This is a genomic window from Streptomyces sp. NPDC046712 (assembly GCF_040645695.1).
In the GTDB taxonomy this organism is placed as follows: Bacteria; Actinomycetota; Actinomycetes; order Streptomycetales; family Streptomycetaceae; genus Streptomyces.
The window spans coordinates 52,436-77,927 of record NZ_JBEYYW010000016.1 but is presented as its reverse complement, the minus strand read 5'-3'; the positions used below and the strand labels follow the sequence as shown (position 1 = coordinate 77,927).

Here is a 25,492-nt window from a genome sequence, read left to right as displayed (position 1 = left end):
CCCTAGGTGTCACACTCCAGGACCGACCCGCACACCCCGCACCTCGCCCGGACCTGCCGGCCCGTCGGCACCCGCAGCCGCTGCCGGCACACCGGGCACGGGAACGAGACCCGGACGGAGGTGCCCGTCCCCTCGAAGGCGTATGGAGCGTCCGCCGCCGCCCGTCCGTAGCGGCGGTCCTTCGCATAGCGGTGCCGCGCCGCCCACCCCGCGGCCGCCAGCGGCGGTCGGCGGCTGTCACGGGCCGCCTCCTCCCGTCCCCGCGTCCACGCCTCGTACGCGCGCGGGCTGGTGAACCACGGCGACGGATCCTCCCCGAACACCGCCGCCCGCTTCGCCAGGACGTACCCGAACTCCTCCGGCGTCAGGTACCCCAGCTTCTGGCTGGACACCCCGTCCTCCCGGAACGCGTCGAGCAGCAGCCATCCCGCCCCCAGATAGGCGGTCACCACATCGGTGAGGATCTCGTTCTTCCGGGTGTCCGGGAAGCCGAGGTCGAGGCGGTGCAGGAACACATGGGCGATCTCGTGGGCGAGCGCGGCTCCCACGTCCCTGCGGTGCAGCCGGAAGCGGTCGTTCAGCTCGACGAAGTACTCGGGTCCCGCGGCCAGTTCGACGCTCGCCGCGTGCCTCATCTCGCGGAAGCTCACGATCATCCGTGCCTCGGGCAGCCCCAGGTGGTGCACGAGGGCCCGGGCCACCCGCTGCGCCCCGAGGTGGAGGTCCTCCTCGTCCCCGAAGGCCACATCCGCCGCCGGCACGCTCGTCGCATACCGCCGCACCCCGTCCGCCGACAGCCTCCGGTACAGCGCGGTGATCGAGGCCCGGACCTGGTCGAGGTGCGGAAACCCATGGACGACTGCGTTGCCGTTCGGCACGTCACACCCCCTTTCCTTCACTGTACGGGGGCGGCCGGGCCCCGTCCGATGGCCGAAATCGCGTTCTTGTGGCCCCTGTGAGCCTTGTCCATAATCCGGACCAAGCCTTGACGGGCACATGCCATCAGGGCTCAACCCCCCATGAAAGGCAGACACTTGAAGAAGAACAGGTTCGTCCGCGCCCTTCAGAGAATCGCCGCGGCCGGCGCCGTCGTCCTCGCCGCCGTCAGTCTCCAGCCCTCCACCGCCTCCGCCGCGCCCACCCCGGTCGTCGGCGGAACCCGCGCCGCCCAGGGCGAGTTCCCCTGGATGGTCAGGCTCTCCATGGGCTGTGGCGGCTCGATGCTGACCCCGCAGATCGTCCTCACCGCCGCCCACTGTGTGAACGGCTCCGGCAACAACACCAGCATCACCGCCACCGCCGGAGTCGTGGACCTGAACTCCAGCAGCGCCATCAAGGTCAGGTCGACCAAGGTCCTCCAGGCCCCCGGCTACAACGGCACGGGCAAGGACTGGGCCCTGATCAAGCTCGCCTCGCCGATCACCTCGGTACCCACCCTCAAGATCGCCGAGACGACCGCGTACAACAGCGGCACGTTCACCGTCGCCGGCTGGGGCGCCACCCGCGAGGGCGGCGCGCAGCAGCGGTACCTGCGCAAGGCGACGGTGCCGTTCGTCTCCGACGCCGACTGCCAGGACGCGTACGGCAGCTCCCTGGTCCCGGGCGAGGAGATCTGCGCCGGCTTCAACGAGGGCGGCGTCGACACCTGCCAGGGTGACTCCGGCGGCCCGATGTTCCGCCGTGACAACGCCGGTGCCTGGATCCAGGTCGGCATCGTGAGCTGGGGCGAGGGCTGCGCACGGCCCGGCTACCCCGGCGTGTACACCGAGGTCTCGACCTTCGCCGCCGCGATCAAGTCGGCCGCGGCGACGCTCTAGTACGGACCCCGAGGTGTACGGGGGCGACCGCCCGCCCCCGTACACCTCAGGCCATCCGTACGTCCCCCGCCCCGCCCTCCAGCTCGAGCACCCACACCTCGTTGCCGCCCTCCCGCAGCACCGGGCCCGGCACGAACAGCGACCGCTGCGGCCCGGCACCCCAGTACCGCCCCAGACAGAAGCCGTTCACCCAGACGAAGCCACGCGTCCCGCCCGGCACGGACAGCGTGGCGTCACCCGGCCCGGCCACCTCCACCACCGCCCGGTACAGGCCCCGCCCGGCATCCACCGTCACCGGCCGGAACGGCACCTTCGCCACCGCCCCCGCCTCGAAGGCGTCCACCCGCAGCCCCCGGGCCCGAACCCCGTGCACATACTGCCGCTCGTGCCGGACCCCGCCCGTGATCCCCTTCGGCTCCGCCTGCCGCGGCCCGTAGTTCACCCGGCCCAGCGACTCCACCCACAGCTCGACCACCGCCGGCCCCGCCACCGGCTCCGCGAGCACCGCGTCCTCCGACGCCAGCACCCCGGCGCGCACCCCGTCCACGTACACCACCGCGCGGTCGCGCAACCCCGTCACGGCGAGCGGATACGGCTGCCGCGGTCCCGGGATCTCCAGGCGGTAGCGCACCAGCCCCCGGTCCACGCCCAGCTCCTCGAACGTCGGCGGCAGCGGCGTCCGCGACTCCTCGTCGCCGAGCACCTCGAGGACCTCCGCCAGGGGAGCCCACTCCGCCAGGACCGCGTCGACCGGCCCCGCGATCCGCCGCGGCGGCGCCGGCACCTCCGGCAGCGGACCCTGCGCGAACTCCGCGAGCACCTCGCGGAACCGCCAGAACTTCTCCGTGGGCAGCCCCGCCTCGTCCACCGGCGCGTCGTAGTCGTACGAGGTCACCGTCGGCCGCAGCTCGCCCTCGTGCAGCGCACCGGCGCGGTTCGCCCCCGCCCAGCCCGCGAAGTTCGTCCCGCCGTGCGCCATGTAGACGTTCACCGACGCCCCGCACTCCAGGATCTCCCGCAGCGTCGCCGCCGCGTCCTGAGCGTCCCGTACGGAATGCTCCGTGCCCCAGTGGTCGAACCAGCCGCACCAGAACTCCATGCACATCAGCGGCCCCGACGGCTGATGCCGCCGCAGCGCCGCGAACGCCTCCCGCGCCCCCGAGCCGAAGTTCGCCGTCGCCAGGATCCCGGGCACCGACCCTCCGGTCAGCATGTGGTCCTCGGGCCCGTCCGACGTGAACAGCGGCACCCCCACCCCGCAGTCGAGCAGCAGATCCGCCACCCGCCGGAGATACCCCTGGTCCGAGCCGTAACTCCCGTACTCGTTCTCCACCTGGACCATGATCACCGGGCCGCCGCGGTCGATCTGCCGCTCCACGACCTGCGGCAGCAGCGTCCGGAACCAGCGCTCCACATGGCCCAGATACTCCGCGTCCTCCGTCCGCACCCGCCGCCCCAGCCGCCCGGTCAGCCAGTGCGGAAGCCCGCCGTTCTCCCACTCGGCGCAGATGTATGGCCCCGGCCGCACGATCGCCCACATCCTGGCCGCCGCCACCGCGTCCAGAAAACGGCCCAACGCGGCCACGTCCCCGTACCGGCCGGGCTCCGGCTCGTACAGGTTCCACGGCACGTAGGTCTCGACACAGTTGAGCCCCATCGCGCGGAGCATCCCCAGCCGATGGCCCCACTGGTCCTCGTGCACCCGGAAGTAGTGCAAAGCCCCCGACAACAGCCGCACCGGCCGCCCGTCCAGGAGAAAGTCCTCGTCACCCACAGCGAACGTGCTCATGGCCTCACCTTCGCCCTCTGGCGGCGGACGGGTCCATGGACAAAGATCGTCGCTGTTTGGACGGAAGAAAGGCAGGCACGGCGGATGTACCACACCTGGATGCGCTACTTCACGCCCAGCCCGGTCCACCACCGCCTCGGGCTCGTCTGCCTCGGCGTCGGACTGCAGCACGGCACCCTGCCCACTGTCGGCCCCCGTACCCTCGACCACCACGTGGCCGTCGTCGTCAGCGCCGGCAGCGGCTGGTACCGAGGCCCGGACGGGCGGCGCACCACCATCACCGCGCCCGCCCTGATCTGGCTCACCCCCGGCGTACCGCACCACTACTCCGCCGACCCCGAAACCGGCTGGGACGAGTCCTTCGTCGACTTCGGCGGCCCCGCCACCACCACCTACACCGAGCTCGGCTACATCGAACCGGACCGGCCCGTCGTCCCCCTCTCCGACGCCGCGGCCCCCCGCGCCGCCATCGGCCGCATCGCCCGCGCCGCCCGCCGCGGCAACCCCCTCCTGGAGGTCGAGACCGGAGCCGCCGTCCACGAGCTCCTCGTCGCCCTGCGCCGCGCCCGCGCCGACACCAACGCCGACGGCGACCCCGTCCTCACCGCCCTCGCCCGCGACGCGTTCCAGCCGCTGTCCGTCGCCGAACACGCCGCCCGGCACGGCATGACGCCCACCGAGCTGCGCACCGCCGTACGGCGCGCCGCAGGCTGCAGCCCCAAGGACTATCTGCTCTCCATCCGCCTCGGCCGCGCCAAGGAACTCCTCGCCGCCACCGAACTGCCCGTCGCCGCCGTCGCCCGCCGGGTCGGCTACGACGACCCGGCCTACTTCTCCCGGCTCTTCAACCGCCGGGTCGGCACCGCCCCCATACGCTTCCGGGAACAACAGGGGCGGACCGTCCCGGGCGGCTGGAGCAACCGGATCCCGGATCCCGAACACCCTCCGACGATCGCCTCCCGATCCGTCTAAGCTCGCTGCTCATGAGTGAGATCGACGAGTCCGTACAAGCGGAACTGACCCGGCTGCGCGAAAGCATCGACAACATCGACGCGGCGGTCGTCCACATGCTCGCCGAGCGCTTCAAATGCACCCAGCAGGTCGGCGTGCTCAAGGCGAAGCACCAGCTGCCGCCCGCCGACCCGGCCCGCGAGGCCAGCCAGATCGCCCGGCTGCGGGAACTGGCCGAGAGCGCGAAGCTGGATCCGGCGTTCGCGGAGAAGCTCCTGAACTTCATCATCGCGGAGGTCATCCGCCACCACGAGACGATCGCGGACGGAGCACGCTGATGGGCCGGGTCACGGTCTTCACCCTGGGCGGGACCATCTCCGCGCGCGGCGGGGACGCCTCGCGCATGACGGGCGCGGAGGTCCTGGCCGGGCTCGGCCTCATCGACGTCGAGGTGGAGCTCCGTGACTTCCGCCGGCTGCCCAGCTCCTCGCTGTCCTTCGAGGACCTCGCCGCGCTCGCGCACGAGGTACGGGAGACCGTCGCGGCCGGCTCCGGCGTCGTCGTGGTCCAGGGCACCGACACCCTGGAGGAGACCGCCTTCCTCCTCGACCTGCTCTGTGTCACGAGCGAGCCGATCGTCGTCACCGGCGCGATGCGCCGCCCCGACCTGCCCGGCGCCGACGGCCCCGCCAACCTGGCCGCCGCCATCGCCGTCGCCGCCGGGCCCGGCTGCCGGGACCTCGGCGTCCTGGTCGTCCTCGCCGACGAGATCCACGCCGCCCGCCTCGCCCGCAAGACCCACACCACGTCCGTCACCACCTTCGCCTCCCCGGGCTCCGGCCCGCTGGGCACGGTCGTCGAGGGCGAGCCGCGCATCCTGCTGCGCCCCACCGGCACCAGCGCGATCCACCCGCTCCGCTTCGACCCGGCGGTACGGGTCGCCCTGATCACCCTCACCGCCGGTGACCGCGGCGAACTCCTCGAAGCCGTCGACTCCCGCTTCGACGGCCTGGTCGTCGCCGCCTTCGGCGCCGGCCACGTCCCCACCTGGCTGGTCGAGCCCCTGGCCGCCCTCGCCGACCGCATCCCGGTCGTCCTCGCCTCCCGCACCGGCGCCGGCGCCACCCTCTCCCGCACCTACCGCGGCCCCGGCTCGGAGTCCGACCTCCTGCACCGCGGCCTCGTCCCCGCCGGCCCCCTCGATCCCGCCAAGGCCCGCCTGCTCCTGCACGCCCTGCTCTCCTCCGGCGCCAAGGGCCCCGCGGGCTACGACCGCCCCGGCATCACGGCCGCCTTCGCCCACCTGAACGGAACCGGACTCGCCTAGGGGTGCCTCGGGCCTGCCCGGTGGGCCTGTCCGGGCGGCATGTCCCTGCTGAGCTGTCAGCGGAACCCCCCTGCCCCGGAGTGGCCTCATCAGGCAGCATGGGGCCCATGTCCGTACTGACGCGCGACGAAGCGCAGACCCGTGCCCAGCTCCTCGACGTCGAGCACTACACGGTCGACCTCGACCTCACCACCGGCGACGAGACCTTCGAATCCACGACCGAGATCCGGTTCACCGCCCGCACCGCCGCGGACACCTTCGTCGAGCTGAAGCCCGTCACGCTCCACTCCGTCCACCTCGACGGCGAGCCCCTCGACCCCGCGCTCCTGGACGAGAACCGGCTCCCCCTGACCCTCACCGAGGGCGAGCACACGCTGCGTGTCAGTACGACCATGCGGTACTCCCGCACCGGCGAGGGCATGCACCGCTTCACGGACCCCACCGACGGCGAGTCGTACGTCTACACCCAGCTCTTCATGGAGGACGTCCAGCGCGTCTTCGCCGCCTTCGATCAGCCCGACCTCAAGGCCGTCTTCGACGTGGCGGTCAAGGCCCCCGAGGGCTGGACCGTCCTCGCCAACGGCATCACCGAGCAGCAGCCCGACGGCCGCTGGAAGGCCGCCACCACCCCGCTCCTCTCCACGTACTTCGTCTGCGTCGCCGCCGGACCCTGGCACTCCGTCCGCACCGAGCACGCCGGACTGCCCTTCGGCATCCACTGCCGCCGCTCCCTCGCCCCCCACCTCGACGCCGACGCCCACGAGATCTTCGGCATCACCAAGGCCTGCTTCGACCGCTTCCACGAGAAGTTCGAGGAGCCCTACCCCTTCGACTCCTACGACCAGGCCTTCGTCCCCGAGTTCAACGCCGGCGCCATGGAGAACCCCGGCCTCGTCACCTTCCGCGACGAGTTCGTCTACCGCTCCGCCGTCACCGTCACCGAGCGCCAGACCCGCGCCATGGTCATCGCCCACGAGATGGCCCACATGTGGTTCGGCGACCTGGTCACGCTGCGCTGGTGGGACGACATCTGGCTGAACGAGTCCTTCGCCGAGTACATGGGCTACCAGACCGTCAACGAGGCGTGTTCCGACCGCTTCCCCGACACCTGGATCGACTTCGGCATCGAGCGCAAGGCCTGGGGATACGACGCCGACCAGCGCCCCTCCACCCACCCCGTCGCCCCCGACCCGGACGCCGTCCCCGACACCGCCTCCGCGCTGCTCAACTTCGACGGCATCTCCTACGCCAAGGGCGCCTCGGCCCTGCGCCAGCTCGTCGCCTGGATGGGGGAGAAGGACTTCCTCACCGGCATCAACACCCACTTCAAGCGCCACAAGTTCGGCAACGCCACCCTCGCCGACTTCATCGACAACCTCGCCTCCGCCACCGACCGCGACGTCCACGCCTGGGCCGAGCAGTGGCTGCGCACGACGGGCGTCGACACCCTCACCCCCGAACTCGGCGGCGACGAGACCCGCACCACGCTCACCGTGCGCCACGACGGCAGCCGCCCGCACCGTATCGCCGTCGGCGTCTACGACCGCGACCTCGTCGACGGCCGCCGGCTCCTGCTGCGCGAGCGTCTGGACGTCGACGTGCCGCAGACGGCGCCCGTGGAACTTCGCGGCCCCCGCCCGGCCCTCGTCGTCCTCAACGACGGCGACCTCAGCTATGCCAAGGTGCGCCTGGACGAGGACTCGCTCGAGACCGGCCTGCGTGGCATCTCCGCCATCCCCGACGCTCTCACCCGCGCACTCGTCTGGAACACCCTGCGCGACATGGTCCGCGACGGCGAACTTGCCCCCGGCGACTACCTGGCGACGGCGCACGCCCACCTCCCCGACGAGACCGAACTCGCCGTCGTGCAGGGCGTCCTCGCCTTCGCCCGCACCCAGATCGCCGACCGCTACCTGCCGGCCGAGGAGCGCCCCGCCGCACTGGCCAAGCTCACCTCCCTCGCCCGCGACCTCATCCGCCGCACCGAGGACGGCGACGCCCCCGGCCTGCGCCTGACGGCCGTCCGTACGTTCATCAGCAGCGCCACTCAGCCCGACACCATCGCCGCCTGGCTCGCCGACGGAACCGTCCCCGGCGGCCCCGAGATCGACCCGGAACTGCGCTGGCGCATCCTCGCCCGGCTCAGCGTCCTCGGCGCCGTCGACGAGACCGTGATCGCGGCGGAGCTGGAGAGCGACCCCAGCGCCACGGGCCAGGAGGGCGCCGCCCGCTGCCGCGCCGCCCTGCCGGACGCGGATGCCAAGGCGGCCGCCTGGTCCCGGCTCTTCGACTCCGACGACCTGTCCAACTACCTGTTCACGGCGACGGCCCAGGGCTTCTGGCAGCCCGAACAGGCCGATCTGGTACGGGAGTACGTGCCCCGCTTCTATCCGGCGGCCACCGCCCTCGGCGCCCGCCGCGGCCCCGCGATGGCCGAGGCGGCGGGCCGCTACGCCTTCCCGGCGTACGCGATCGACGCGGAGTCCCTTGCCCTGGGCGACCACCACCTGACGACGGACGCCCAGATCCCGGCCCTCCACCGCAAGCTCGTCGACCAACTCGACGACCTGCGCCGGGCCTTGAAGGTCCGGAGCGCGTAGCCACGAACGCCCACCACGAGGGACGGGGCCTTGTCCAGACCCCGTCCCTCGTTCGGGTTGCGTGAACCCTCTCACCGGACAAACCCCCAGAACCCCCGGCAGGGTGGTGCCATGTGTGCCGCGCCCACCCCCGACGCCCCATCCCTCGCCGGAGGCGAGACCGGCCCCGACGCCCTGCGCCCCCTTCTGGACACCGTCCTCGACGCCCTGCGCGCTGGCGCCCGGGCACGTGGCGGGCCGATTCCGGCCGGCGGACCGGACGAGGTCGCCGCCCGTGTGCGGGAGGCACTGGGAGACCCCCTCCCACCCCACGGCACCACCCCCGCCACCGCCCTCCACACCCTCGTCGCCGCCCTCGCCGCGGGCGCCGCGGACCCCGCCCATCCCCTCTGCGCCGCGCACCTCCACACCCCGCCCCTCGCGCTCGCCGCCGCCGCCGACCTCGCCGCCTCCGCGCTCAACCCCTCCATGGACTCCTGGGACCAGGCCCCCGCCGCCTCCGTCCTGGAGGACCTGGTCACCAAGGCCCTGGCCGGCGCCGTCTACCCCACCGCACCCCACCCCGACGCCCTCGTCACCACCGGCGGCACCGAGGCCAACCAGCTCGCCCTTCTCCTCGCCCGCGAGCGCCACGGCCCCGGCCATCCCCTCCAGGTCGTCGTCGGTGCCAACGCCCACCACTCCTTCCACCGCGCCGCCTGGCTCCTCGGCCTGCCCGAGCCGGTGACCGTGCCCACCCCCAACGGCACCCTCGACCCCGTCGCCCTCGACGAGGCACTGACCGATCTCCACGGTCCGCTCCTCGTCGCGGCCACCGCCGGCACCACCGACACCGGCCGCATCGACCCCCTCCCCGAGATCGCCGCGCTCTGCGAGGCCCACCGCGCCGAGCTCCACGTCGACGCGGCCTACGGCGGCGCCGCCCTCTTCAGCGACACCCACCGTCCCCTCCTCGCCGGCCTCGACCGCGCCCGCTCCGTCACGCTCGACCTGCACAAACTCGGCTGGCAGCCGGTCGCCGCCGGGCTCCTCGCCGTCCGCGACACGGCCGACCTCGCCGTCCTCTCCCACACCGCCGACTACCTCAACGCCGACGACGACACCGAGGCCGGCCTCCCCGACCTCCTCGGCCGCTCCCTGCGCACCACCCGCCGCCCCGACATCCTCAAGACCGCCGTCACCCTGCGCGCCCTAGGCCGCGCCGGACTCGGCGCGCTCGTCGACCGGGTCTGCGCGCTCGCCCAGCACCTCGCCGACCTCGTCGAGAAGGCTCCCGGCCTGGAGCTGTACGAGCGGCCGACGCTGACCACCGTCCTGTTCCGGCCGACGGGCGCCGACGACTCGGACGTCGCCGCGATCCGCCGGACCCTCCTCACCCAGGGCCGCGCGGTCCTCGGCCGGGCGCACGAGGACGGCCGGCTCTGGCTCAAGGCCACCCTGCTCAACCCTCACGCCACCCCCGGCGACCTCGAAGAGATCCTCGCGCTCGTAGAAGCCCAGACGGAAGGCAGCACCGACCGATGACCGGCAGCACCCCCCAGCGAGACCTCGATCGGCCCCACGACCTGGTGGGCATCGGCATCGGCCCCTTCAACCTCTCCCTCGCCGCCCTGGCCCACGGCGTCCCCGGTGGTCTGGCGGCCACCTTCTACGAGCAGAACCCGGCCTTCCACTGGCACCCCGGGCTCCTCATCGAGGGCGCCACCCTCCAAGTCCCGTTCCTCGCCGACCTGGTGACCCTCGCCGACCCCGCCAGCCCCTGGTCCTTCCTCAACTACCTGCGCACCCGCGAACGGCTCTTCCCCTTCTACTTCGCCGAGAAGTTCCACATCCAGCGCGCCGAGTACGACGCCTACTGCCGCTGGGTCAGCTCCCGCCTCCCCGGTCTGCACTTCGGCCACCAGGTCGACTCCGTGCGCTGGAACCCCGAACGCACCCTGTTCGAGGTCGACTTCACCCAGCTCGACGCGGCGGGCGAGGCCGAGGCGCTGGGCCGCGCGTACACCCGGAACGTCGTGCTGGGCGTCGGCACCGAGCCGTACGTCCCGGAGCCGCTGAAGCCGCTCGCCGTCGCCCCGAACGTCCCCGTCATCCACTCGGCGGAGTATCTCGACCACCGTGAGCGGCTCCTCGCCGCCGAGCACGTCACCGTCATCGGCTCCGGCCAGTCCGGGGCCGAGATCTTCCTCGACCTGCTCAGGGCCCGGCCCGCCGGCGCCGAGCGGATCCACTGGCTGGCGCGGACGGAGGCGTTCGCTCCGATGGAGTACTCCAAGCTCGGCCTGGAGCACTTCACCCCCGACTACACCCGCTACTTCCACTCCCTGCCCGAGTCGGCGCGCAACGAACTCGTGCCCCGCCAGTGGCAGTTGCACAAGGGCATCGACGCCGACACCATCGCCGCCATCCACGAGGAGCTCTACCGGCGCACCCTGCACGGCGGCTGGCCGGACGCCGTCCTCACCCCCGGCGTCCAGGTGCGCACCGCCGGCCGGGTCGCCACCACCAAGGTGGAGCTGCACCTGGAACACGTCCAGGAGGGCAGCCGCTCCCGGCTCACGACGGACGCCGTCGTCCTCGCCACCGGCTACAAGGAGCGCCCGCTCGGCCGGATGCTCGCCGGACTCGACCCGTACACGCGCCACGACTCGGCCGGGCGGCCCAGGATCGACGGCGAGTTCCGGCTCGTCCTCGACGAGTCCGTCACCGGCTCCGTCTACGTACAGAACGCCGAGAAGCACACCCACGGCGTCGGCGCGCCCGACCTCGGGCTCGCCGCCTGGCGCAGCGCGACCATCCTCAACTCGCTCACCGGCAAGGAGCCCTACCCGCTGCCGCGCCGCACCGCCTTCACCAGCTTCGGCCTGGAACGGCGAGAGGCGCCATGCATCCCGGCCCAGGGCCAGGCGCTGACGCCTCTCACACAGAGCTGAGCGAGCCGGTCAGAAGACGGGCGTACCGTCCCGGGTCAGCTTCCAGTCCACCGACGCGAACTGCCCCGGGTCGATCGACCCCTTCGCCTTCACCCACTGGATGATGGTGTTGCGGATCTCGTCCGAGTTGGCCCACAGCTGCTTGGCGGCCGCGACGTGCGGGAACGCACCGCCGCCGCTGGCACGGTAGTTGTTCACGGCGAGCACGAACTGCGCGGCCGGGTCGATCGGCTTGCCGCCGAAGGACAGGTTCACGATCCGCGAGCCGGCCGGCTTGGCGATGTCGATGTCGTACGTCACCCCGTACACGGCGTCGTAGTTGTAGTCCGGGGTGCCGTTCGCGTTCGTCAGCTTCGCGGGGTCCACGGGCGCGCCGGCCGGGGTCTGGACGTAGTACCGCGCCGAGTACTCCAGGTAGTCCTTGATCTGGGCGCCCGTCATCAGTCGGGCCTCCAGGGTGTTCTCGAAGACGTAGAGCCCGGCCGCGTCCCTGATGGTGACCTGACCGGCCGGGATCGCCGCCGTACGGGAGAAGCAGGAGGCCTGCGACAGGACCGGCAGGGCCGCGTACTCGCCGCCGGCCAGCGCCGCCTTCACCGTCTCCGCCTGGACGTGGTTGATCAGGTCGATGATCGGCTCGTCCTTCCACGGCGCTTCGGCCGTGGCCATGGTCGCGGTGGAGGTGCCGATGATCTGGTTGACGTACGCGACGACCTTCTTGTGCTCGTCCGCGAGGAGCCCGACGATCTCCGGGTCCTCCTCCACCGCGTTGGAGTTCAGGACCTGGGCGGCGACCTTCTCGACCGTCCAGCTGCCCTTCTGCCACACGAGGTCGAAGTCGAAGAGGGTGAGGCGCTGGCCCCACTTCAGCGGCTCGGAGAGCACGACGTCCTTGCCGGTCTCCTTGTTCGTCACCCGGTACTCGGGGATCTCGGTGTGGGCGTGCCCGACGAGGATCGCGTCGATCCCCGGGACCTGCTCGGCCACGAGCCCGGCCGCGTTCTCGATGTGGGGGAGCTGGTCACCGTACGAGGACGTGCCGCTGGAACCGGAGTGCGCCGACACGACGACCACATCGGCACCCATCGACCGCAGCTTCGGCACCCACTTCGCCGCCTGCTCCTCCAGGCCGGGGAAGACCATCCGGCCGGTGACGTTGGCCTTGTCCCAGATGGCGATCCCGGGGTTGGTCAGGCCGAGGACCGCGACCTTCACGTCCCGGCCGTGCGGGGTGCGCAGCCGGTGCATGCTGTACGGCGGGAAGGCGGGACGCAGGGTCTTCGCGTCGAGTGCGTTGGCGCCGAGCAGCGGGAAGTCACACTGCTCCTCGAACTTCCGGAGCACCGGTATGCCGTAGTTGAACTCGTGGTTGCCCAGGGCCGCGGCGTCGTAGCCGATGGCGTTCATGGCCTGCGCCATCGGGTGGACGGGGCCACCGGCCTGGGTGATCGGGTCGACCTTGGCGTAGTAGTAGGACAGCTGGGTGCCCTGGATGGTGTCACCGGCGTCGATGAGGAGGGTGTTGCACTTCCCCTTCGCCTCACGCACCTGGTTGACGAGGGTGGAGATCTTCGCGAGGCCGACGTCGTTGTGCGCCTTGTCGTCGAACTCCTTGTCCGTGAAGTAGTCCCAGTTGAAGACGTTGCCGTGCAGGTCGGTGGTGCCCATCACGGTGAAGGAGTACCGCTTGACCGGCTTGGGGTGATGTCCGTGGGCCTGCGCGGGGGCGGCCGCGACCCCCGTGGTGAGGGCGGCTCCGGCTCCGACGGCGACGGAGCTCTCCAGGAACGTCCGGCGGTTCAGCGGCATGTGTTCTCCTTGGTTCAATGGCGCACAACGCGCGTAGATTCTGGCTCACCCGCCCCGTCGGCAACAGAGCTTTCGGGTTACGGAGTGGGAAAGTGTTCGGGACCGCAGCCGTCGTTCGCACGAGGGAGCCCGCAGTGACGACCCCACACCCGACCCCGGAGGCACCGCAGGTGGCCGTCCGAGGGGAGGCACGACTCGAAGTCGACCCCGAGATCGCCCGCATCGGGGTGACGGTGAGCGCCCGTGGCACCGACCGGGCCGCGACCCTGGCCGATCTCACCCGGCGCAACGCCCTCGCCCTCGACCTGGTCAAGTCCTACGGCGAGGGCGTCGAGAAGGTGGAGACGGGCGCCTTCTCGATCGCGCCGGAGCCGAGCAGGCACGGCCGGGGCGAACGGGTGCGCGCCTACCAGGGACGCGTCCATCTGACCGTCGAACTCAACGACTTCACCGCCCTCGGCGAACTCGTGACCCGCCTCGCCGACCTGGAGCTCACCCGCGTGGACGGGCCCTGGTGGGCGCTGCGCCCCGACTCCCCGTCGTACGAGGAGGCACGCCGCACGGCCGTGGGGGAGGCGGTCCGGCGCGCCCGCGCGTACGCGACGGCGCTCGGGACCTCCCTCTCCGCCCTGTTGGAACTCTCGGACACGGGCCTGGTCCCGCCGCCCGCCCCCATGGGCGAGATGCGGATGGCCTTCGCGGCGGAAGCCGTCGACACGGCCCCACCCCTCGACCTCGAACCCCAGCGCCAGGCCGTCACCGCCGAGGTCATGGCCCGCTTCACGATGACCCCACCGACGCTCTGAACATGCTCATCGGAGCACCCGTCTGCACAGATTCAAGACTTGTCAACAACCTTTCACTCAAAGGTTGTTGAACAGACATGCTCGGCCACTTCTCTACCCATCGGTAAGCCCTAGGCTCGAACCATGCGCCGAGCGAAAATCGTTTGTACCCTGGGCCCCGCCACCGACACATACGAGCTGATCAAGGCACTTGTCGAAGCCGGCATGGACGTCGCCCGCCTCAACCTCAGCCATGGCACCTACGCCGAGCACGAGGAGCGCTACCAGCGCGTACGCAAAGCCGCCGACGAGACCGGCCGCAGCGTCGGCGTCCTCGCCGACCTTCAAGGCCCGAAGATCCGCCTCGGCCGCTTCCGTGAAGGTCCCGTACTCCTTGAACGCGGCGACGACTTCACCATCACCGTCGAACCCGTCGAGGGTGACCGCCACATCTGCGGCACCACCTACGACGGGCTCGCCGCCGACGTCACCACCGGCGAACGCATCCTCGTCGACGACGGCCGCGTCACCCTCGAAGTCACCTCCGTCGAAGGCCCCCGGGTCCACACCCGTGTCGTCGAAGGCGGCATGGTCTCCGACCACAAGGGCCTCAACCTGCCCGGAGTCGCGGTCTCCGTCCCCGCCCTCTCCGAGAAGGACATCGACGACCTCCGCTGGGCCCTGCGCACCGGAGCCGACGTCATCGCCCTCTCCTTCGTCCGCAGCGGCCGCGACATCGAGGACGTGCACCGCATCATGGACGAGGAGGGCCGCCGCCTCCCCGTCATCGCCAAGATCGAGAAGCCCCAGGCCGTCGAGAACATCGACGACATCGTCGCCGCCTTCGACGGCATCATGGTCGCCCGCGGCGACCTCGGCGTCGAGATGCCCCTCGAACAGGTCCCCATCGTCCAGAAGCGCGCCATCAAGCTCGCCAAGCGCAACGCGAAGCCCGTCATCGTCGCCACCCAGATGCTCGACTCGATGATCGACAATTCCCGGCCCACGCGTGCCGAGGCGAGCGACGTGGCCAACGCCGTCCTCGACGGCACCGACGCCGTGATGCTCTCCGGCGAGACCAGCGTCGGCAAGTACCCCGTCGAAACCGTCCGCACCATGGGCCGGATCGTCGAGGCCGCGGAGGAGGACGTGCTCGCCAAGGGCCTGCCGCCGCTGACCGAGCGGAACAAGCCCCGTACCCAGGGCGGAGCCGTCGCCCGCGCCGCCGCCGAGATGGGCGACTTCCTCGGCGCCAAGTTCCTGGTCGCCTTCACCCAGTCCGGCGACACCGTCAAGCGCCTCTCCCGCTACCGCTCGCCGATCCCGCTCCTCGCCTTCACCCCGGACCCGGCCACCCGCTCCCAGCTCAACCTCACCTGGGGCGTCGAAACCTTCCTCGGCCCGCACGTCGACTCGACCGATGCGATGGTCGCCCAGGTCGACGAGGAACTCCTCCGCATCGGCCGCTGCCGGAAGGGCGACATCGTCGTCATCACCGCCGGCTCCCCGCCCGGCGTCCCCGGCTCCACCAACCTCGTCCGTGTCCACCACATCGGCGAGGACGACAGCCCGAAGGAGTGACCACCGCGGCCCCGTCGCCGTACGACCACACCCCCGTACGGCAACAGTGGCGCCATGTCACACCACCTCAGCGGCCCCCACCTGCGCAGCCCGATGGACGACGCCCGCCTGGACCTCACTGACCTCTTCGCCTTCACCGTCCCCGGCGGGCGCACCGCGCTCATCATGAACGTCAACCCCATCGCGCCCACCGGTGGCACCGCGTTCCACCCCGACGCGGTCTACCGCATCAACGTCGACACCGACGGCGACAACCAGGCCGACATCGCCTACAGCTTCACCTTCTCCGACCCCGCGGATGACGGCGAGCAGACCCTCGCCCTGCACCGCGCTACCGGCACCGAAGCCCGCAGCCACGAGGCCGCCGGCACGCCCCTCTTCACCGACGTCCCCGTCTCCTTCGGCCGCGAGCTCTCCGTCACCGAGGCCGACGGCTACAAGGTCTCCGCCGGACTCCGCAGCGACCCCTTCTTCGCCGACCTCGACGGCATCGTCGCCGAGTTCCAGTGGACCGGTACGGACTGGGGCGCCGACAAGAACGTCTTCGGCATCGCCCTCGAGATGCCCGACTCCGAACTCGGCGACGACCCCCGGATCGGCGTCTGGGCCCGCGTCAGCCTCCACACCGACGGCGAACTGAAGTCCGTCGACCGCGGCGCCCACCCCTCCCTCACCGCGTACCTCAACGCCGACGACGCCAAGGACGCCTACAACGCCGGCGAACCGGCCGACGACTGGGCGACCTACCTCGAACCCTGGAAGGCCGCCCTCGCCCACACCGGCGGATACACCCCCGACGCCGCCGAGGAAGCCCTCCGCACCGTCCTCCCCGACGTCCTGCGCTACGACCGCACCAAGCCCGCCGCCTACCCCAACGGACGTACGCTGACGGACGACGTCACCTCGGCCCGGCTCGCCATGATCTCCAACGGCAAGGTCACCTCGGACCACATCGGCCCCCACACCGACCTCCTGCCCCACTTCCCCTACCTGGGAACGCCCCACTGAGCCGGGCTGACGGAGGGGCGTCGCAGGTGGGGAGGGCTGAATCTACGGTTCCGCAGAAATGTGGGAGAACTCCCCGGGAGGCCCGCGGAGGACGATGACGCGTCACATCGCGCGGTCGGCGCTCCGGTTGCTCACTCACCGGGACGGTCGAAGATCACCGACCGGAAGTTCAAACCTTTAAATCGAAGGTAAAGTGCCCCGGGTGGGATTCGAACCCACGCTGGATGGTGTTTGAGACCACTGCCTCTACCGCTGGGCTACCGGGGCATCCTTCGGAACGAAGATCGGCGGTCACCCGCCGTGCCCCCACCTTACAGGAGGTGGGTAGGCTCTTGGGGAGCTGTATCCGCCTTGGAAGAGGCCTTGAACGAGGAGCCCCCGTGACCGCCCCCGAGTCGCCCCAGCCCGCCGACGACGCCGACGCGTCGCACGTCCCGCCGCTGACGACCCGTGTCGTCATCGCCGAGGACGAGGCCCTCATCCGCCTCGACCTCAAAGAGATGCTCGAAGAAGAGGGCTACTCGGTCGTCGGCGAGGCCGGCGACGGTGCCACGGCCGTGGAGCTCGCGCGGGAGCACCGGCCCGACCTCGTCATCCTCGATGTGAAGATGCCCGTCCTGGACGGGATCTCCGCGGCGGAGAAGATCGCCGGGGAGTCCATCGCCCCCGTCCTGATGCTCACCGCCTTCTCGCAGCGCGACCTCGTCGAGCGGGCGCGTGACGCCGGCGCCATGGCGTACCTCGTGAAGCCGTTCAGCAAGAGTGACGTCGTGCCGGCCATCGAGATGGCCGTCTCCCGCTTCGCGGAGCTGCGCGCGCTCGAGAAGGAGGTCGCCGACCTCTCGCAGCGGTTGGAGACCCGCAAGCTCGTCGACCGGGCGAAGAGCATCCTGCAGACGCAGTACGGCCTCACCGAGCCCGCCGCGTTCCGGTGGATCCAGAAGACCTCCATGGACCGCCGCATGTCGATGCAGCAGGTCGCCGAGGCGGTCATCGAGGACGCCGAGGAGAAGAAGGCGGCGAAGGGCCAGCAGTAGCGGTCCCGTACGACAGGAGAAGGCCCGCCCCACATCGTTGTGGGGCGGGCCTTCTGTCTGTGGTGCGGTCTACTCCTCGCCGAGGTACGTCTTGCGGACGTCGTCGTTGACGAGCAGATCCTGGCCGGTGCCGGACAGCTTGATGTGGCCGACCTCCAGGACGTAGCCGTAGTCCGCGAGGGACAGGGCCGCCTGGGCGTTCTGCTCGATGAGCAGGATGGTCATGCCCTCGGCCTTGAGCGTGGCGATGGTCTCCATGATCTTCTGCATCATGATCGGGGAGAGACCCATCGAGGGCTCGTCCAGCATGAGCAGCTTGGGCTGGGACATCAGGGCCCGGCCCATCGCCAGCATCTGCTGCTCACCGCCGGAGAGGGTGCCTGCGGCCTGCTTGCGACGCTCACCCAGGATGGGGAAGAGGTCGTAGGCGCGCTGGACGTCCCGCTCGATGCCGTCCTTGTCCCTGCGGAGGAAGGCTCCGAGCTGGAGGTTCTCGGCGATGGTCAGCTTGGGGAAGATGTGCCGGCCCTCGGGGGAGTGGGCCATGCCGAAAGAGACGACCTTGTGGGCCGGGATCCCGTTGAGGACCTGGCCGTCGAAGGTGATCTTTCCGCTCGAGGGCTTGATGAGGCCCGAGAGCGTGCGCAGGGTCGTGGTCTTGCCGGCGCCGTTGGTGCCGATCAGGGTGACGACCTGACCGGCCTCGACGGAGAAGGAGATGCCCTTGACGGCCTCGATCTTGCCGTAGGCGACCCTGAGGTCCTCGACCTCGAGAAGAGCGGTCACTTGGAGTCTCCTTCGGTGGTGCTTTCCGCGTCCTCGGACGCGGTTTCCGGAGCGTCGGCCTCGGGGGCCTCGTCGGCCGGGGCCTCGTCGGCGGGAGCCTCTTCGGCCTCCGCCTCCGCCTCGACCTCCGCCTCGGCTTCGGCCGCAGCTTCGGCCTCCGCCTCCGCGTGCGCCTCCGCGGCCTCGACCTCGGCGACCTCCTCCGCGCCCGGCGCACCCTCGAAAGGCGTGCCGAGGTAGGCGGCGACGACGCGCTCGTCGCCCTGGACGACGTCCGAGGTGCCCTCGACGAGCTTCTCGCCCTGGACCAGCACCGCGACGCGGTCGCACAGGTTGAAGATGAACTTCATGTCGTGCTCGATGACCAGGACGGCGATGCCCTTGTCACGGATCGCGAAGACGAGCTCCTCGGTCGTGCGGGTCTCGTTCTGGTTCATGCCGGCCGTCGGCTCGTCGAGGAGCAGCAGGCCGGGGTCGCTCGCCAGCGCCCGGGCGATCTCCAGCTTGCGCTGCTCGCCGTAGGGCAGGTTGCGGGCGAGGTGCTCCGCCTTGCTGTCCAGGCCGACGAACTCCAGGAGTTCCATGGCGCGTTCGCGGGAGGCGACCTCCGCCTTCTTGAAGCCGGGGCCGCGCAGGAGCGCGGACCAGAGGCCCTCCTTGGTCCGGGTGTGGCGTCCGACGAGGACGTTCTCCAGGACCGTCATGTTGGAGAAGAGGCGGATGTTCTGGAAGGTGCGGGCGATGCCGGCCTTGGTGACCAGGTGCGGCTTGGGCGGCAGCACGGTCCCCTTGTAGCTGACCTGTCCCTCGGTGGGGACGTACAGACCGGTCAGGCAGTTGAAGAAGGTCGTCTTGCCGGCGCCGTTGGGGCCGATGAGGCCGACGATCTCGCCCTCGCGGACGGTGAGGTCCACTCCGCGTACGGCGGTGAGTCCGCCGAAGCGCATGGTGACACCGCTGGCGTCGAGGACGGTGGCGGCCGTGGCCGTCGTGGTGGTGGTCGTCATGGCGTTCACGCACCCGCCTTCGAGGTTCCGACGATGGGGTCGGCGGCGGGCCGCTGCTCCGGCATGTCGAGCTTGTCGGCGGTCTCGTCGTGCTCGTGGTACTCGAGCTGGGCGCGCCGGTTGGGGATGAGGCCCTCCGGACGGAAGCGCATCAGCAGGATGAGCGCGAGACCGAACGCGAGGAGCTGGTAGTCCTTGAGGAAGGCCAGCTTCTCGGGGATGAGGAAGAGCAGCGCCGCGCCGAGGAGCGGGCCGCGGATGGTGCCCATGCCGCCGAGGATGACGGCCGCGAGAAGGAACGCGGAGTTCGGGGCGACGGGGCCGGCGAACACGTACATCTCGGGGAGGACGGTGCCCTGGAAGTGCGCCTGGACCGTGCCGGCGACGCCGGCGAGGGTGGCGCCGAGGGCGAAGGCGATGAGCTTGACCCGGAAGCCGTTGATGCCCATGGCGGTCGCCGCGGTCTCGTCCTCGCGGATGGCGACCCAGGCGCGGCCGATACGGGAGTCCTGCGCCCGGCTGAAGACCAGGACGACGAGGACCATCACCAGCAGCATCAGCAGGTAGTAGTTGGCGTACGAGCCGAGTTCCACGCCGAGGATGGTGTGGGTCTCGCCGAAGTCGTAGCCGAAGATGTTCAGCGCCGGGATGTTCGGGATGCCGTTGGGGCCGTTGGTGATCTGCGGTCCGTTGTCGCCGTCCATGTTGTTGACGGTGATGCGGAAGATCTCACCGAAGCCGAGCGTCACGATGGCGAGGTAGTCGCCGTGCAGCCGCAGCGTCGGAGCGCCGATGATCACGCCGAAGATCAGCGAGGCGATGGCGCCGATGATCATGGCGACCCAGAACGGGAGCTGGATGTCGAACGCGGAGGCCGTGGACCCGGAGACGAGGGCGGCCGTGTAGGCGCCGACGCCGAGGAACGCGACGTAGCCGAGGTCGAGCAGACCCGCCAGACCGACGACGACGTTCAGACCGAGGGCGACCGTGGCGAAGATCAGGATCTGCACCGCGATCACGGTGAACGTGTCGGTGGTCTGGGTGAAGGGGAAGACGGCCGCGGCGGCGAAGGCCGCGACCGCTGCGACCTGCTTGTTCTTCGAGGCGATGGCCGAGATGCGGCCCATCAGGCCCGACTTGTTGAGCGCGCCGGCGCCGAAGCCCGCGAGGAGCAGGTAGCCGATGAACAGCTCGGGGTACTCGGTGGAGATGCCGTACGTGACGGCGTACATGCCGATCGCGAACGCGGCGACGATGATCAGGATCTCCGCCCAGGAGGGGATCTCCTGCGGCTTCGCCGGCTTGCGGCTGTCGTCCTTGAGCTTGAACGCGGCCAGCGGGATCAGCGTGGCGACGGCGGCGACGAAGCCGCCGGGCTCCAGGTGCGCGAGGCCGCCGAGCTGGGCCGCGATGGCGACGACGGTGTACCAGGTGGTGGCGAGCGTGCCGAGGGCGAGGAAGATCAGCGCCTTGCTGGACCCGGAGGGGGTGAGCCAGCGCAGGCCCTTGATGCCGAGCCCGGAGAGGGCGAAGAGCGTCAGCAGGAGGCCGCCGACGAGGGTGAGGACCTGGAGGCCGCCGGGGTAGCCGGTGACGGTGAGGTCGCCGGGGAATTCGGTGGTGTAGGTCCAGGCGAGGAAGGTGCTGGCGACGGTGGCGAGGCCACCGCCCGCGACGATCCAGTGGAGGAGGCCGGGGGCCGTGCCGTCGGTCTTCACCGGGGCCTGGGTGCCGGACTCTTCGGGGGACTTGGTGAGGTCGGTCGTCATCACGATCACGCCCTGTCCGCGACGCGCTGCCCGATGAGACCTTGTGGTCTGAACAGGAGCACGAGGATGAGGAGGGAGAAGACCCAGATGTCCTTCCAGGCACCGCCGCCGAACTGCGCCATCCCGGGGATGTGCTCGACGTAGGCGATGGAGAGGGTTTCCGCGAGACCGAGGACCACGCCGCCGATCATGGCGCCGTAGATGTTGCCGATTCCGCCGAGGACGGCGGCGGTGAAGGCCTTGAGTCCGAGCAGGAAGCCCATCTCGAAGCGGATCTGGCCCTTGTCGAGGCCCTCCGCGACGGCGGCGACCGCGGCGAACGCGGCACCGATGGCGAAGGCCATCACGATGATGCGGTCGGTGTTGATGCCCATCAGCTTCGCGGTGTCCGGGTCCTGCGCCGTGGCCTGCATGGCGCGTCCGCTGCGGCTCTTCTGGACGAAGAGGCCGAGGGCGAGCATGCACGCGGGCGCGGCGACGAGCACGAAGGCGTCGGCGCGGGAGATGGCCAGGTTCTCGAAGATCTCGAAGCTTCCGCCCTTGAACTCGGGGAAGCTGACCGGGCTCTTGGCTCCGGGGTAGAAGCCCCAGACGAGCTGCTGGAGCACGATCGACAGGCCGATCGCCGTGATCAGGGGAGCGAGGCGTGGAGCGCCGCGCAGGGGACGGTAGGCGAAGCGTTCGGCAGCGGTGGCGACGGCCACGGAGACCACCGCGCCACCTATCAGCATCACGGGAATCGCGATCACGAGGGCGGTGCCCTCGGGCAGGATCGTGTACGCCGTGAGGGCGCCGAAGCCCCCGATCATGAAGATCTCGCCATGGGCGAAGTTGATGAGCTGGACGATGCCGTAGACCATCGTGTAACCGATGGCGATGAGGCCGTAAAGGGCCCCCAGGGCAAGGCCGTCGGCCAGCTGTTGCGGCAGTTCGTTCACCGCAGGGCCTCCGATGAGCGTGTCGGATATGACACCGCGCGAGGGCGCTGTTTGCGCCCTCGCGCGGCTTGGTTCATTTGGTGCAGGTGCGGGGCAGTGCGGGGGTCAGTCCTTGAAGGTCTCGGACTTCACGTCGACCCAGGCGCCGTTCTTGACCTGGTAGACGGTGAGCTGCTTGTTCGTGGTGTCGCCGTACTGGTCGAACGAGACCTTGCCGGTCACACCCTCGAAGGAGACGCTGGCCATGGCCTCGGTGACCTTGGCGCGGGCGTCGTCCGGCAGCTTGCCGTTGTTGGCGGCGACGACGGCCTTGACGGCCTGGATGATGGACCAGGCGGCGTCGTAGGAGTAGCCGCCGTAGGCCGCGTACGGGTCCTTGTAGCCGGCCGCGTTGTAGTCCGCGATGAACTTCTTGGCGGTCGGGAGCTTCTCGACCGGGAAGCCGACCGAGGTGGCCAGGTCACCGTCGTTGGCCTCGCCGGAGGCCTTGATGAACTGCGGGTCGTAGATGCCGTCGCCACCCATGGTGGGGATCTTGGCGCCGGCCTTCTTGACCTGGTCGGAGAGCAGACCGCCCTCGGGGTACTGACCGCCGAAGTAGACGGAGTCGGCGCCCGAGCCCTTGATCTTGTTGGCGGTGGAGGAGAAGTCGGTCTCCTTCACGGTGACGGAGTCCTGGCCGACGACGGTGCCGCCGAGGCGCTTGAACTCGTCCGAGAAGATCGCGGCGAGGCCGGCGCCGTAGGTCTGCTTGTCGTTGACGACGAAGACCTTGCGCTTGCCGGCGTCCTTGAAGAGGTAGTTCGCGGCGAACTTGCCCTGGACGACGTCCGTGGTGGCGGTACGGAAGTACGTCTTGAACGGACGCTTGAACTCGCCCTTGCCCCAGTTGTCACCCTGCGAGAGCGAGGGGTTCGTGTTGGCCGGGGAGACCTGGGTCAGGTTGGCCTTGTCGAAGTCCGCCTGCATGGACTGGGAGACGCCGGAGTTCAGCGGGCCGACGACGCCGAGGACGTCCTTGATGCCGACGAGCTTGGTGGCGTTGGCCTTGCCGGTGGCCGGGACGGCCTGGTCGTCGAGGGCCTCGATCTTGAAGGTGACGCCCGGGACCTCTTTGTTCTTGTTGGCGGTCTGGACCGCCAGGTCCACGGAGTTCTTGATGCCCTGGCCCAGCGCGGAGAGCGAACCGGTGAGCGGTGCGTCGACGCCGATGACGACGGTGGTGCCGCCGCCGGAGTTGTTGTCGCTGCCACCCTTGTCGTCGCGCGAACCGCAGGCGGTGAGCGTGAGTGCTCCCGTGGTGATCACGGTGGTGAGGATGAGCAAGGAACGGTGTCGCACGATGAATCCTTTCCCTGGCGCGGCCCCCTCGAGCTGAGGTGGTGCCGTGAAGCGTGGAGCTGGAGGTGCCGTTTGTGAATGCCGGGCCGTACTGGGGATGACTGGGTGATGCAGGGCCGTGCAGTGGACGCGCCCGGCGGCGCGGTGACTGGCGGTGACTCTAAGCGCAGGTGAGGGAGGTGGGGAGCGAGGAGGTCAGGATGTGACTGTCTTGTTATCGCGAAGGGGAGAGGAGGTGGACAGGGGGTGGGCAAATGGGGGCATATCGGTCAGCAACACGGTGTTCACATAGTGAGAACATGCAGTTCCGCTAAGGGGCTTGAGCAGATCACACTCCTGTCGGCCCACGGGTGAGGGTCTCCGGATATCGGACAGTCACCCAAACGTCAGCGGACGGAACGCTGAGTGCGCCGCTCCGCCTGTTCCTCGCTCGGCCGTCACGGAGTGTTACTGCGGCTGCTTCCAGTTCTCCGAACTCCCGGTCGCGCCGTTCGCCGACGCGCACCGTCTTCGGGTCTCCCGGTCGGCGAATGCCGACGCGGCCTCGCGGCTCTCGAGGCGCTCCTGGTCGCGCGCGCTCGCGAGGACCTCGTCGTGGATCTTCAACTGCTCGTTGGAGAGCCCCTTCTGCTCCCAGTCGAGCCCCGCCCACTTGCTTCCCTTGAGCGCTTCTTTCACCCAGTACGCGATGAGGTCGGTGCAGATGTCCACCGCTGTCCTGGCCTGCGGCGGCGGCGGGTCGCGGCGGTCGTCCGAGCAGCCGGGCAGGGTGGCCAGAACGCCGAAGGCCAGGACCGCGACGAGCGCGGTCCTGGCCGGAGCGTACGGCGGGAAGCCCATGCCCGGGACGCTAGGGGATCGCGTGCGCGGGCACAACAGGGGGGCTGGTTACGGCAGTTGGACGAACGGCGCGAGGAAGGAGCGGGCGCCGGGGGTGTCGAGCCGGTACACCACGTTCGTGGCGTAGCAGGGCGAGTCACCCGTGATCGTGGTGGCGACCAGGGTCCGCCGGCCGGCCAGCGTGGCGAAGTTCGGTCCGCCCGAATCGCCGTAGCAGGCACCGCCGTTGCCCTGTGGCGCGGTCATGGCGAGCCGGATCCACGCGTCGTTGAGCGCGTTGAACGTGACGGGTGCCTTGAGCCGGACGCCGCCGCCCGGGTGGGTGTGGCCCCCCGGCCCGCGGCGCGCCTCCTCGGTGCCGTATCCGGCGACGACGAAGGAGGTGTCGTTCAGCCCCTGCGGGCCGAGCGCGGAGAGCGCGCCGGCCGCGGGCAGGGACGCCGGCGTGAACGACCAGCGCTTCTTCATCGCGGCGCCGGGCAGCTCGATCACGGAGATGTCGTGGGTGTCGGAGGCCGGGCCGGGGTAGGTCGGGTGGTTGTGCGCGGTGCCCTCGACGGCCACGGCCTTCGCCACGGCGGTCGGGTCGCCCGGGTGCTCGGCGCCGGCCTTGTCCAGGCCGCCCTGCACGTCCTGGTCGAGGGAGACGTAGAACCGCACGTTCTCCGGCCAGTCGGTGGTGCAGTGCGCGGCGGTCAGGAAGGTGTCCGCGTCGATCATGGTGCCGGAACAGACCCAGTCGACCCGGTCGGGCGTGCCAGGGTCGCCGTCGTTGTCCCAGGTCGCGACCAGGGCGCCGACCTCGGTGCGCTCGGGCGCGGGGGTCGCGTTGTACGAGTTGATCGCTGCGGACGGGATCGCGGTGGCGAGAACGGCAGCGCAGGCCGCGGCGGTGAGTGCGGTCGCCACGGTCGTGGTGCGTACGGCGGTCACGAAGAACCCCTCGGTGTGTGAGTGGAACGGGTGTTCTCCTGTGGGGGAGGCTCGACAGTGAAGCGGGTGCCGGTCGCCGGGGCAAGAGGGCCTGAGGTGGCGGGTGGTGGGGGCTTGATCGCATGCCTGCTCAGGCGGCATTCTGCGTCCGCCGGCTGGGATCGCGCCCTGCGGTGCGCCGTTCGGAAGCCGACGTTCCGTCTCCGGAGACCGGTATTTGACGCCTGGGCCCGAGGCGGGG

Annotated in this window: 21 protein-coding genes and 1 tRNA gene; 11 read left to right on the top strand and 11 right to left on the bottom strand. The window is 70.5% G+C overall.

Annotated features, from left to right (window positions below; translation table 11 throughout):
- Positions 1 to 2: 2 nt before the first annotated feature.
- On the bottom strand, positions 3 to 878 hold the full coding sequence (locus ABZ939_RS21410) for a hypothetical protein (protein ID WP_361857310.1): 876 nt from the start codon (positions 876 to 878) through the stop codon (positions 3 to 5).
- Between the two features lie 141 nt (positions 879 to 1,019).
- Between ABZ939_RS21410 and ABZ939_RS21405 the strand changes: the two genes are divergently transcribed.
- Positions 1,020 to 1,817, top strand: a complete 798-nt coding sequence (locus tag ABZ939_RS21405; RefSeq protein ID WP_361857307.1) for a serine protease — start codon at positions 1,020 to 1,022, stop codon at positions 1,815 to 1,817.
- Positions 1,818 to 1,863: 46 nt separating this feature from the next.
- Here the strand turns inward: ABZ939_RS21405 and ABZ939_RS21400 are convergent, their stop codons facing one another.
- Positions 1,864 to 3,606, bottom strand: a complete 1,743-nt coding sequence (locus tag ABZ939_RS21400) for a beta-galactosidase (protein WP_361857304.1) — start codon at positions 3,604 to 3,606, stop codon at positions 1,864 to 1,866.
- An 84-nt stretch (positions 3,607 to 3,690) separates the two neighbouring features.
- Between ABZ939_RS21400 and ABZ939_RS21395 the strand changes: the two genes are divergently transcribed.
- From ABZ939_RS21395 to ABZ939_RS21370, 6 genes are all read left to right on the top strand, one after another.
- Positions 3,691 to 4,578, top strand: coding sequence for an AraC family transcriptional regulator (locus ABZ939_RS21395; protein WP_361857301.1), 888 nt, complete (start codon positions 3,691 to 3,693; stop codon positions 4,576 to 4,578).
- Positions 4,579 to 4,589: 11 nt separating this feature from the next.
- Positions 4,590 to 4,895: a chorismate mutase gene (locus tag ABZ939_RS21390; RefSeq protein WP_361857298.1), complete on the top strand. Its 306-nt coding sequence runs from the start codon at positions 4,590 to 4,592 to the stop codon at positions 4,893 to 4,895.
- Positions 4,895 to 5,884, top strand: coding sequence for an asparaginase (locus ABZ939_RS21385; RefSeq protein ID WP_361857295.1), 990 nt, complete (start codon positions 4,895 to 4,897; stop codon positions 5,882 to 5,884). The genes ABZ939_RS21390 and ABZ939_RS21385 overlap by 1 nt, the downstream gene beginning before the upstream one ends.
- Before the next feature lie 107 nt (positions 5,885 to 5,991).
- The gene (gene pepN, locus ABZ939_RS21380; RefSeq protein WP_361857292.1) at positions 5,992 to 8,484 is read left to right on the top strand and encodes an aminopeptidase N; all 2,493 of its coding nucleotides are present in this window, start codon (positions 5,992 to 5,994) and stop codon (positions 8,482 to 8,484) included.
- 111 nt (positions 8,485 to 8,595) lie between these two features.
- Positions 8,596 to 10,008 carry an aminotransferase class V-fold PLP-dependent enzyme gene (locus tag ABZ939_RS21375; RefSeq protein WP_361857289.1) on the top strand — a complete coding sequence of 471 codons (1,413 nt, stop codon included), beginning with the start codon at positions 8,596 to 8,598 and terminating at the stop codon, positions 10,006 to 10,008.
- Positions 10,005 to 11,417 (top strand): SidA/IucD/PvdA family monooxygenase, encoded by a 1,413-nt coding sequence (locus ABZ939_RS21370; RefSeq protein ID WP_361857286.1) that lies wholly within the window; start codon positions 10,005 to 10,007, stop codon positions 11,415 to 11,417. The genes ABZ939_RS21375 and ABZ939_RS21370 overlap by 4 nt, the downstream gene beginning before the upstream one ends.
- 9 nt (positions 11,418 to 11,426) lie before the next feature.
- Here the strand turns inward: ABZ939_RS21370 and ABZ939_RS21365 are convergent, their stop codons facing one another.
- Positions 11,427 to 13,226 (bottom strand): 5'-nucleotidase C-terminal domain-containing protein, encoded by a 1,800-nt coding sequence (locus ABZ939_RS21365; RefSeq protein ID WP_361857283.1) that lies wholly within the window; start codon positions 13,224 to 13,226, stop codon positions 11,427 to 11,429.
- 134 nt (positions 13,227 to 13,360) lie between these two features.
- Here ABZ939_RS21365 and ABZ939_RS21360 point away from each other — a divergent pair, with 134 nt between their 5' ends.
- The 3 genes from ABZ939_RS21360 (at position 13,361) to ABZ939_RS21350 (ending at position 16,600) form a co-directional block, all read left to right on the top strand.
- The gene (locus ABZ939_RS21360; protein ID WP_361857280.1) at positions 13,361 to 14,032 is read left to right on the top strand and encodes an SIMPL domain-containing protein; all 672 of its coding nucleotides are present in this window, start codon (positions 13,361 to 13,363) and stop codon (positions 14,030 to 14,032) included.
- Positions 14,033 to 14,155: 123 nt separating this feature from the next.
- On the top strand, positions 14,156 to 15,592 hold the full coding sequence (gene pyk, locus ABZ939_RS21355; protein WP_361857277.1) for a pyruvate kinase: 1,437 nt from the start codon (positions 14,156 to 14,158) through the stop codon (positions 15,590 to 15,592).
- 54 nt (positions 15,593 to 15,646) lie between these two features.
- The gene (locus ABZ939_RS21350) at positions 15,647 to 16,600 is read left to right on the top strand and encodes a DUF4331 family protein (RefSeq protein ID WP_361857275.1); all 954 of its coding nucleotides are present in this window, start codon (positions 15,647 to 15,649) and stop codon (positions 16,598 to 16,600) included.
- A gap of 194 nt (positions 16,601 to 16,794) precedes the next feature.
- On the opposite strand, the gene ABZ939_RS21345 is transcribed toward ABZ939_RS21350, so the two are convergent.
- A tRNA-Leu gene (locus tag ABZ939_RS21345) sits at positions 16,795 to 16,867 on the bottom strand.
- A gap of 113 nt (positions 16,868 to 16,980) precedes the next feature.
- Here ABZ939_RS21345 and ABZ939_RS21340 point away from each other — a divergent pair.
- Positions 16,981 to 17,637, top strand: coding sequence for a response regulator (locus ABZ939_RS21340; protein WP_361857272.1), 657 nt, complete (start codon positions 16,981 to 16,983; stop codon positions 17,635 to 17,637).
- A 69-nt stretch (positions 17,638 to 17,706) separates the two neighbouring features.
- Here ABZ939_RS21340 and ABZ939_RS21335 read toward each other — a convergent pair whose 3' ends face one another.
- The 7 genes from ABZ939_RS21335 to ABZ939_RS21305 form a co-directional block, all read right to left on the bottom strand.
- A complete protein-coding gene (locus ABZ939_RS21335) occupies positions 17,707 to 18,423 on the bottom strand; it encodes an ABC transporter ATP-binding protein (protein WP_361857269.1) in 717 nt (238 codons plus the stop codon).
- Positions 18,420 to 19,430: an ABC transporter ATP-binding protein gene (locus ABZ939_RS21330; RefSeq protein ID WP_361857590.1), complete on the bottom strand. Its 1,011-nt coding sequence runs from the start codon at positions 19,428 to 19,430 to the stop codon at positions 18,420 to 18,422. Before ABZ939_RS21330 ends, ABZ939_RS21335 begins: the two co-directional genes overlap by 4 nt.
- A 5-nt stretch (positions 19,431 to 19,435) precedes the next feature.
- Complete coding sequence (locus ABZ939_RS21325; protein WP_361857587.1) at positions 19,436 to 21,199, bottom strand: branched-chain amino acid ABC transporter permease; 1,764 nt, start codon at positions 21,197 to 21,199, stop codon at positions 19,436 to 19,438.
- A 5-nt stretch (positions 21,200 to 21,204) separates the two neighbouring features.
- Positions 21,205 to 22,137, bottom strand: coding sequence for a branched-chain amino acid ABC transporter permease (locus tag ABZ939_RS21320; protein ID WP_361857266.1), 933 nt, complete (start codon positions 22,135 to 22,137; stop codon positions 21,205 to 21,207).
- A gap of 105 nt (positions 22,138 to 22,242) precedes the next feature.
- Positions 22,243 to 23,478 carry a branched-chain amino acid ABC transporter substrate-binding protein gene (locus tag ABZ939_RS21315; RefSeq protein WP_361857263.1) on the bottom strand — a complete coding sequence of 412 codons (1,236 nt, stop codon included), beginning with the start codon at positions 23,476 to 23,478 and terminating at the stop codon, positions 22,243 to 22,245.
- A 447-nt stretch (positions 23,479 to 23,925) separates the two neighbouring features.
- A complete protein-coding gene (locus ABZ939_RS21310; protein ID WP_361857260.1) occupies positions 23,926 to 24,318 on the bottom strand; it encodes a hypothetical protein in 393 nt (130 codons plus the stop codon).
- A 48-nt stretch (positions 24,319 to 24,366) separates the two neighbouring features.
- Complete coding sequence (locus ABZ939_RS21305; RefSeq protein ID WP_361857257.1) at positions 24,367 to 25,251, bottom strand: trypsin-like serine protease; 885 nt, start codon at positions 25,249 to 25,251, stop codon at positions 24,367 to 24,369.
- Between the last annotated feature and the right edge of the window lie 241 nt (positions 25,252 to 25,492).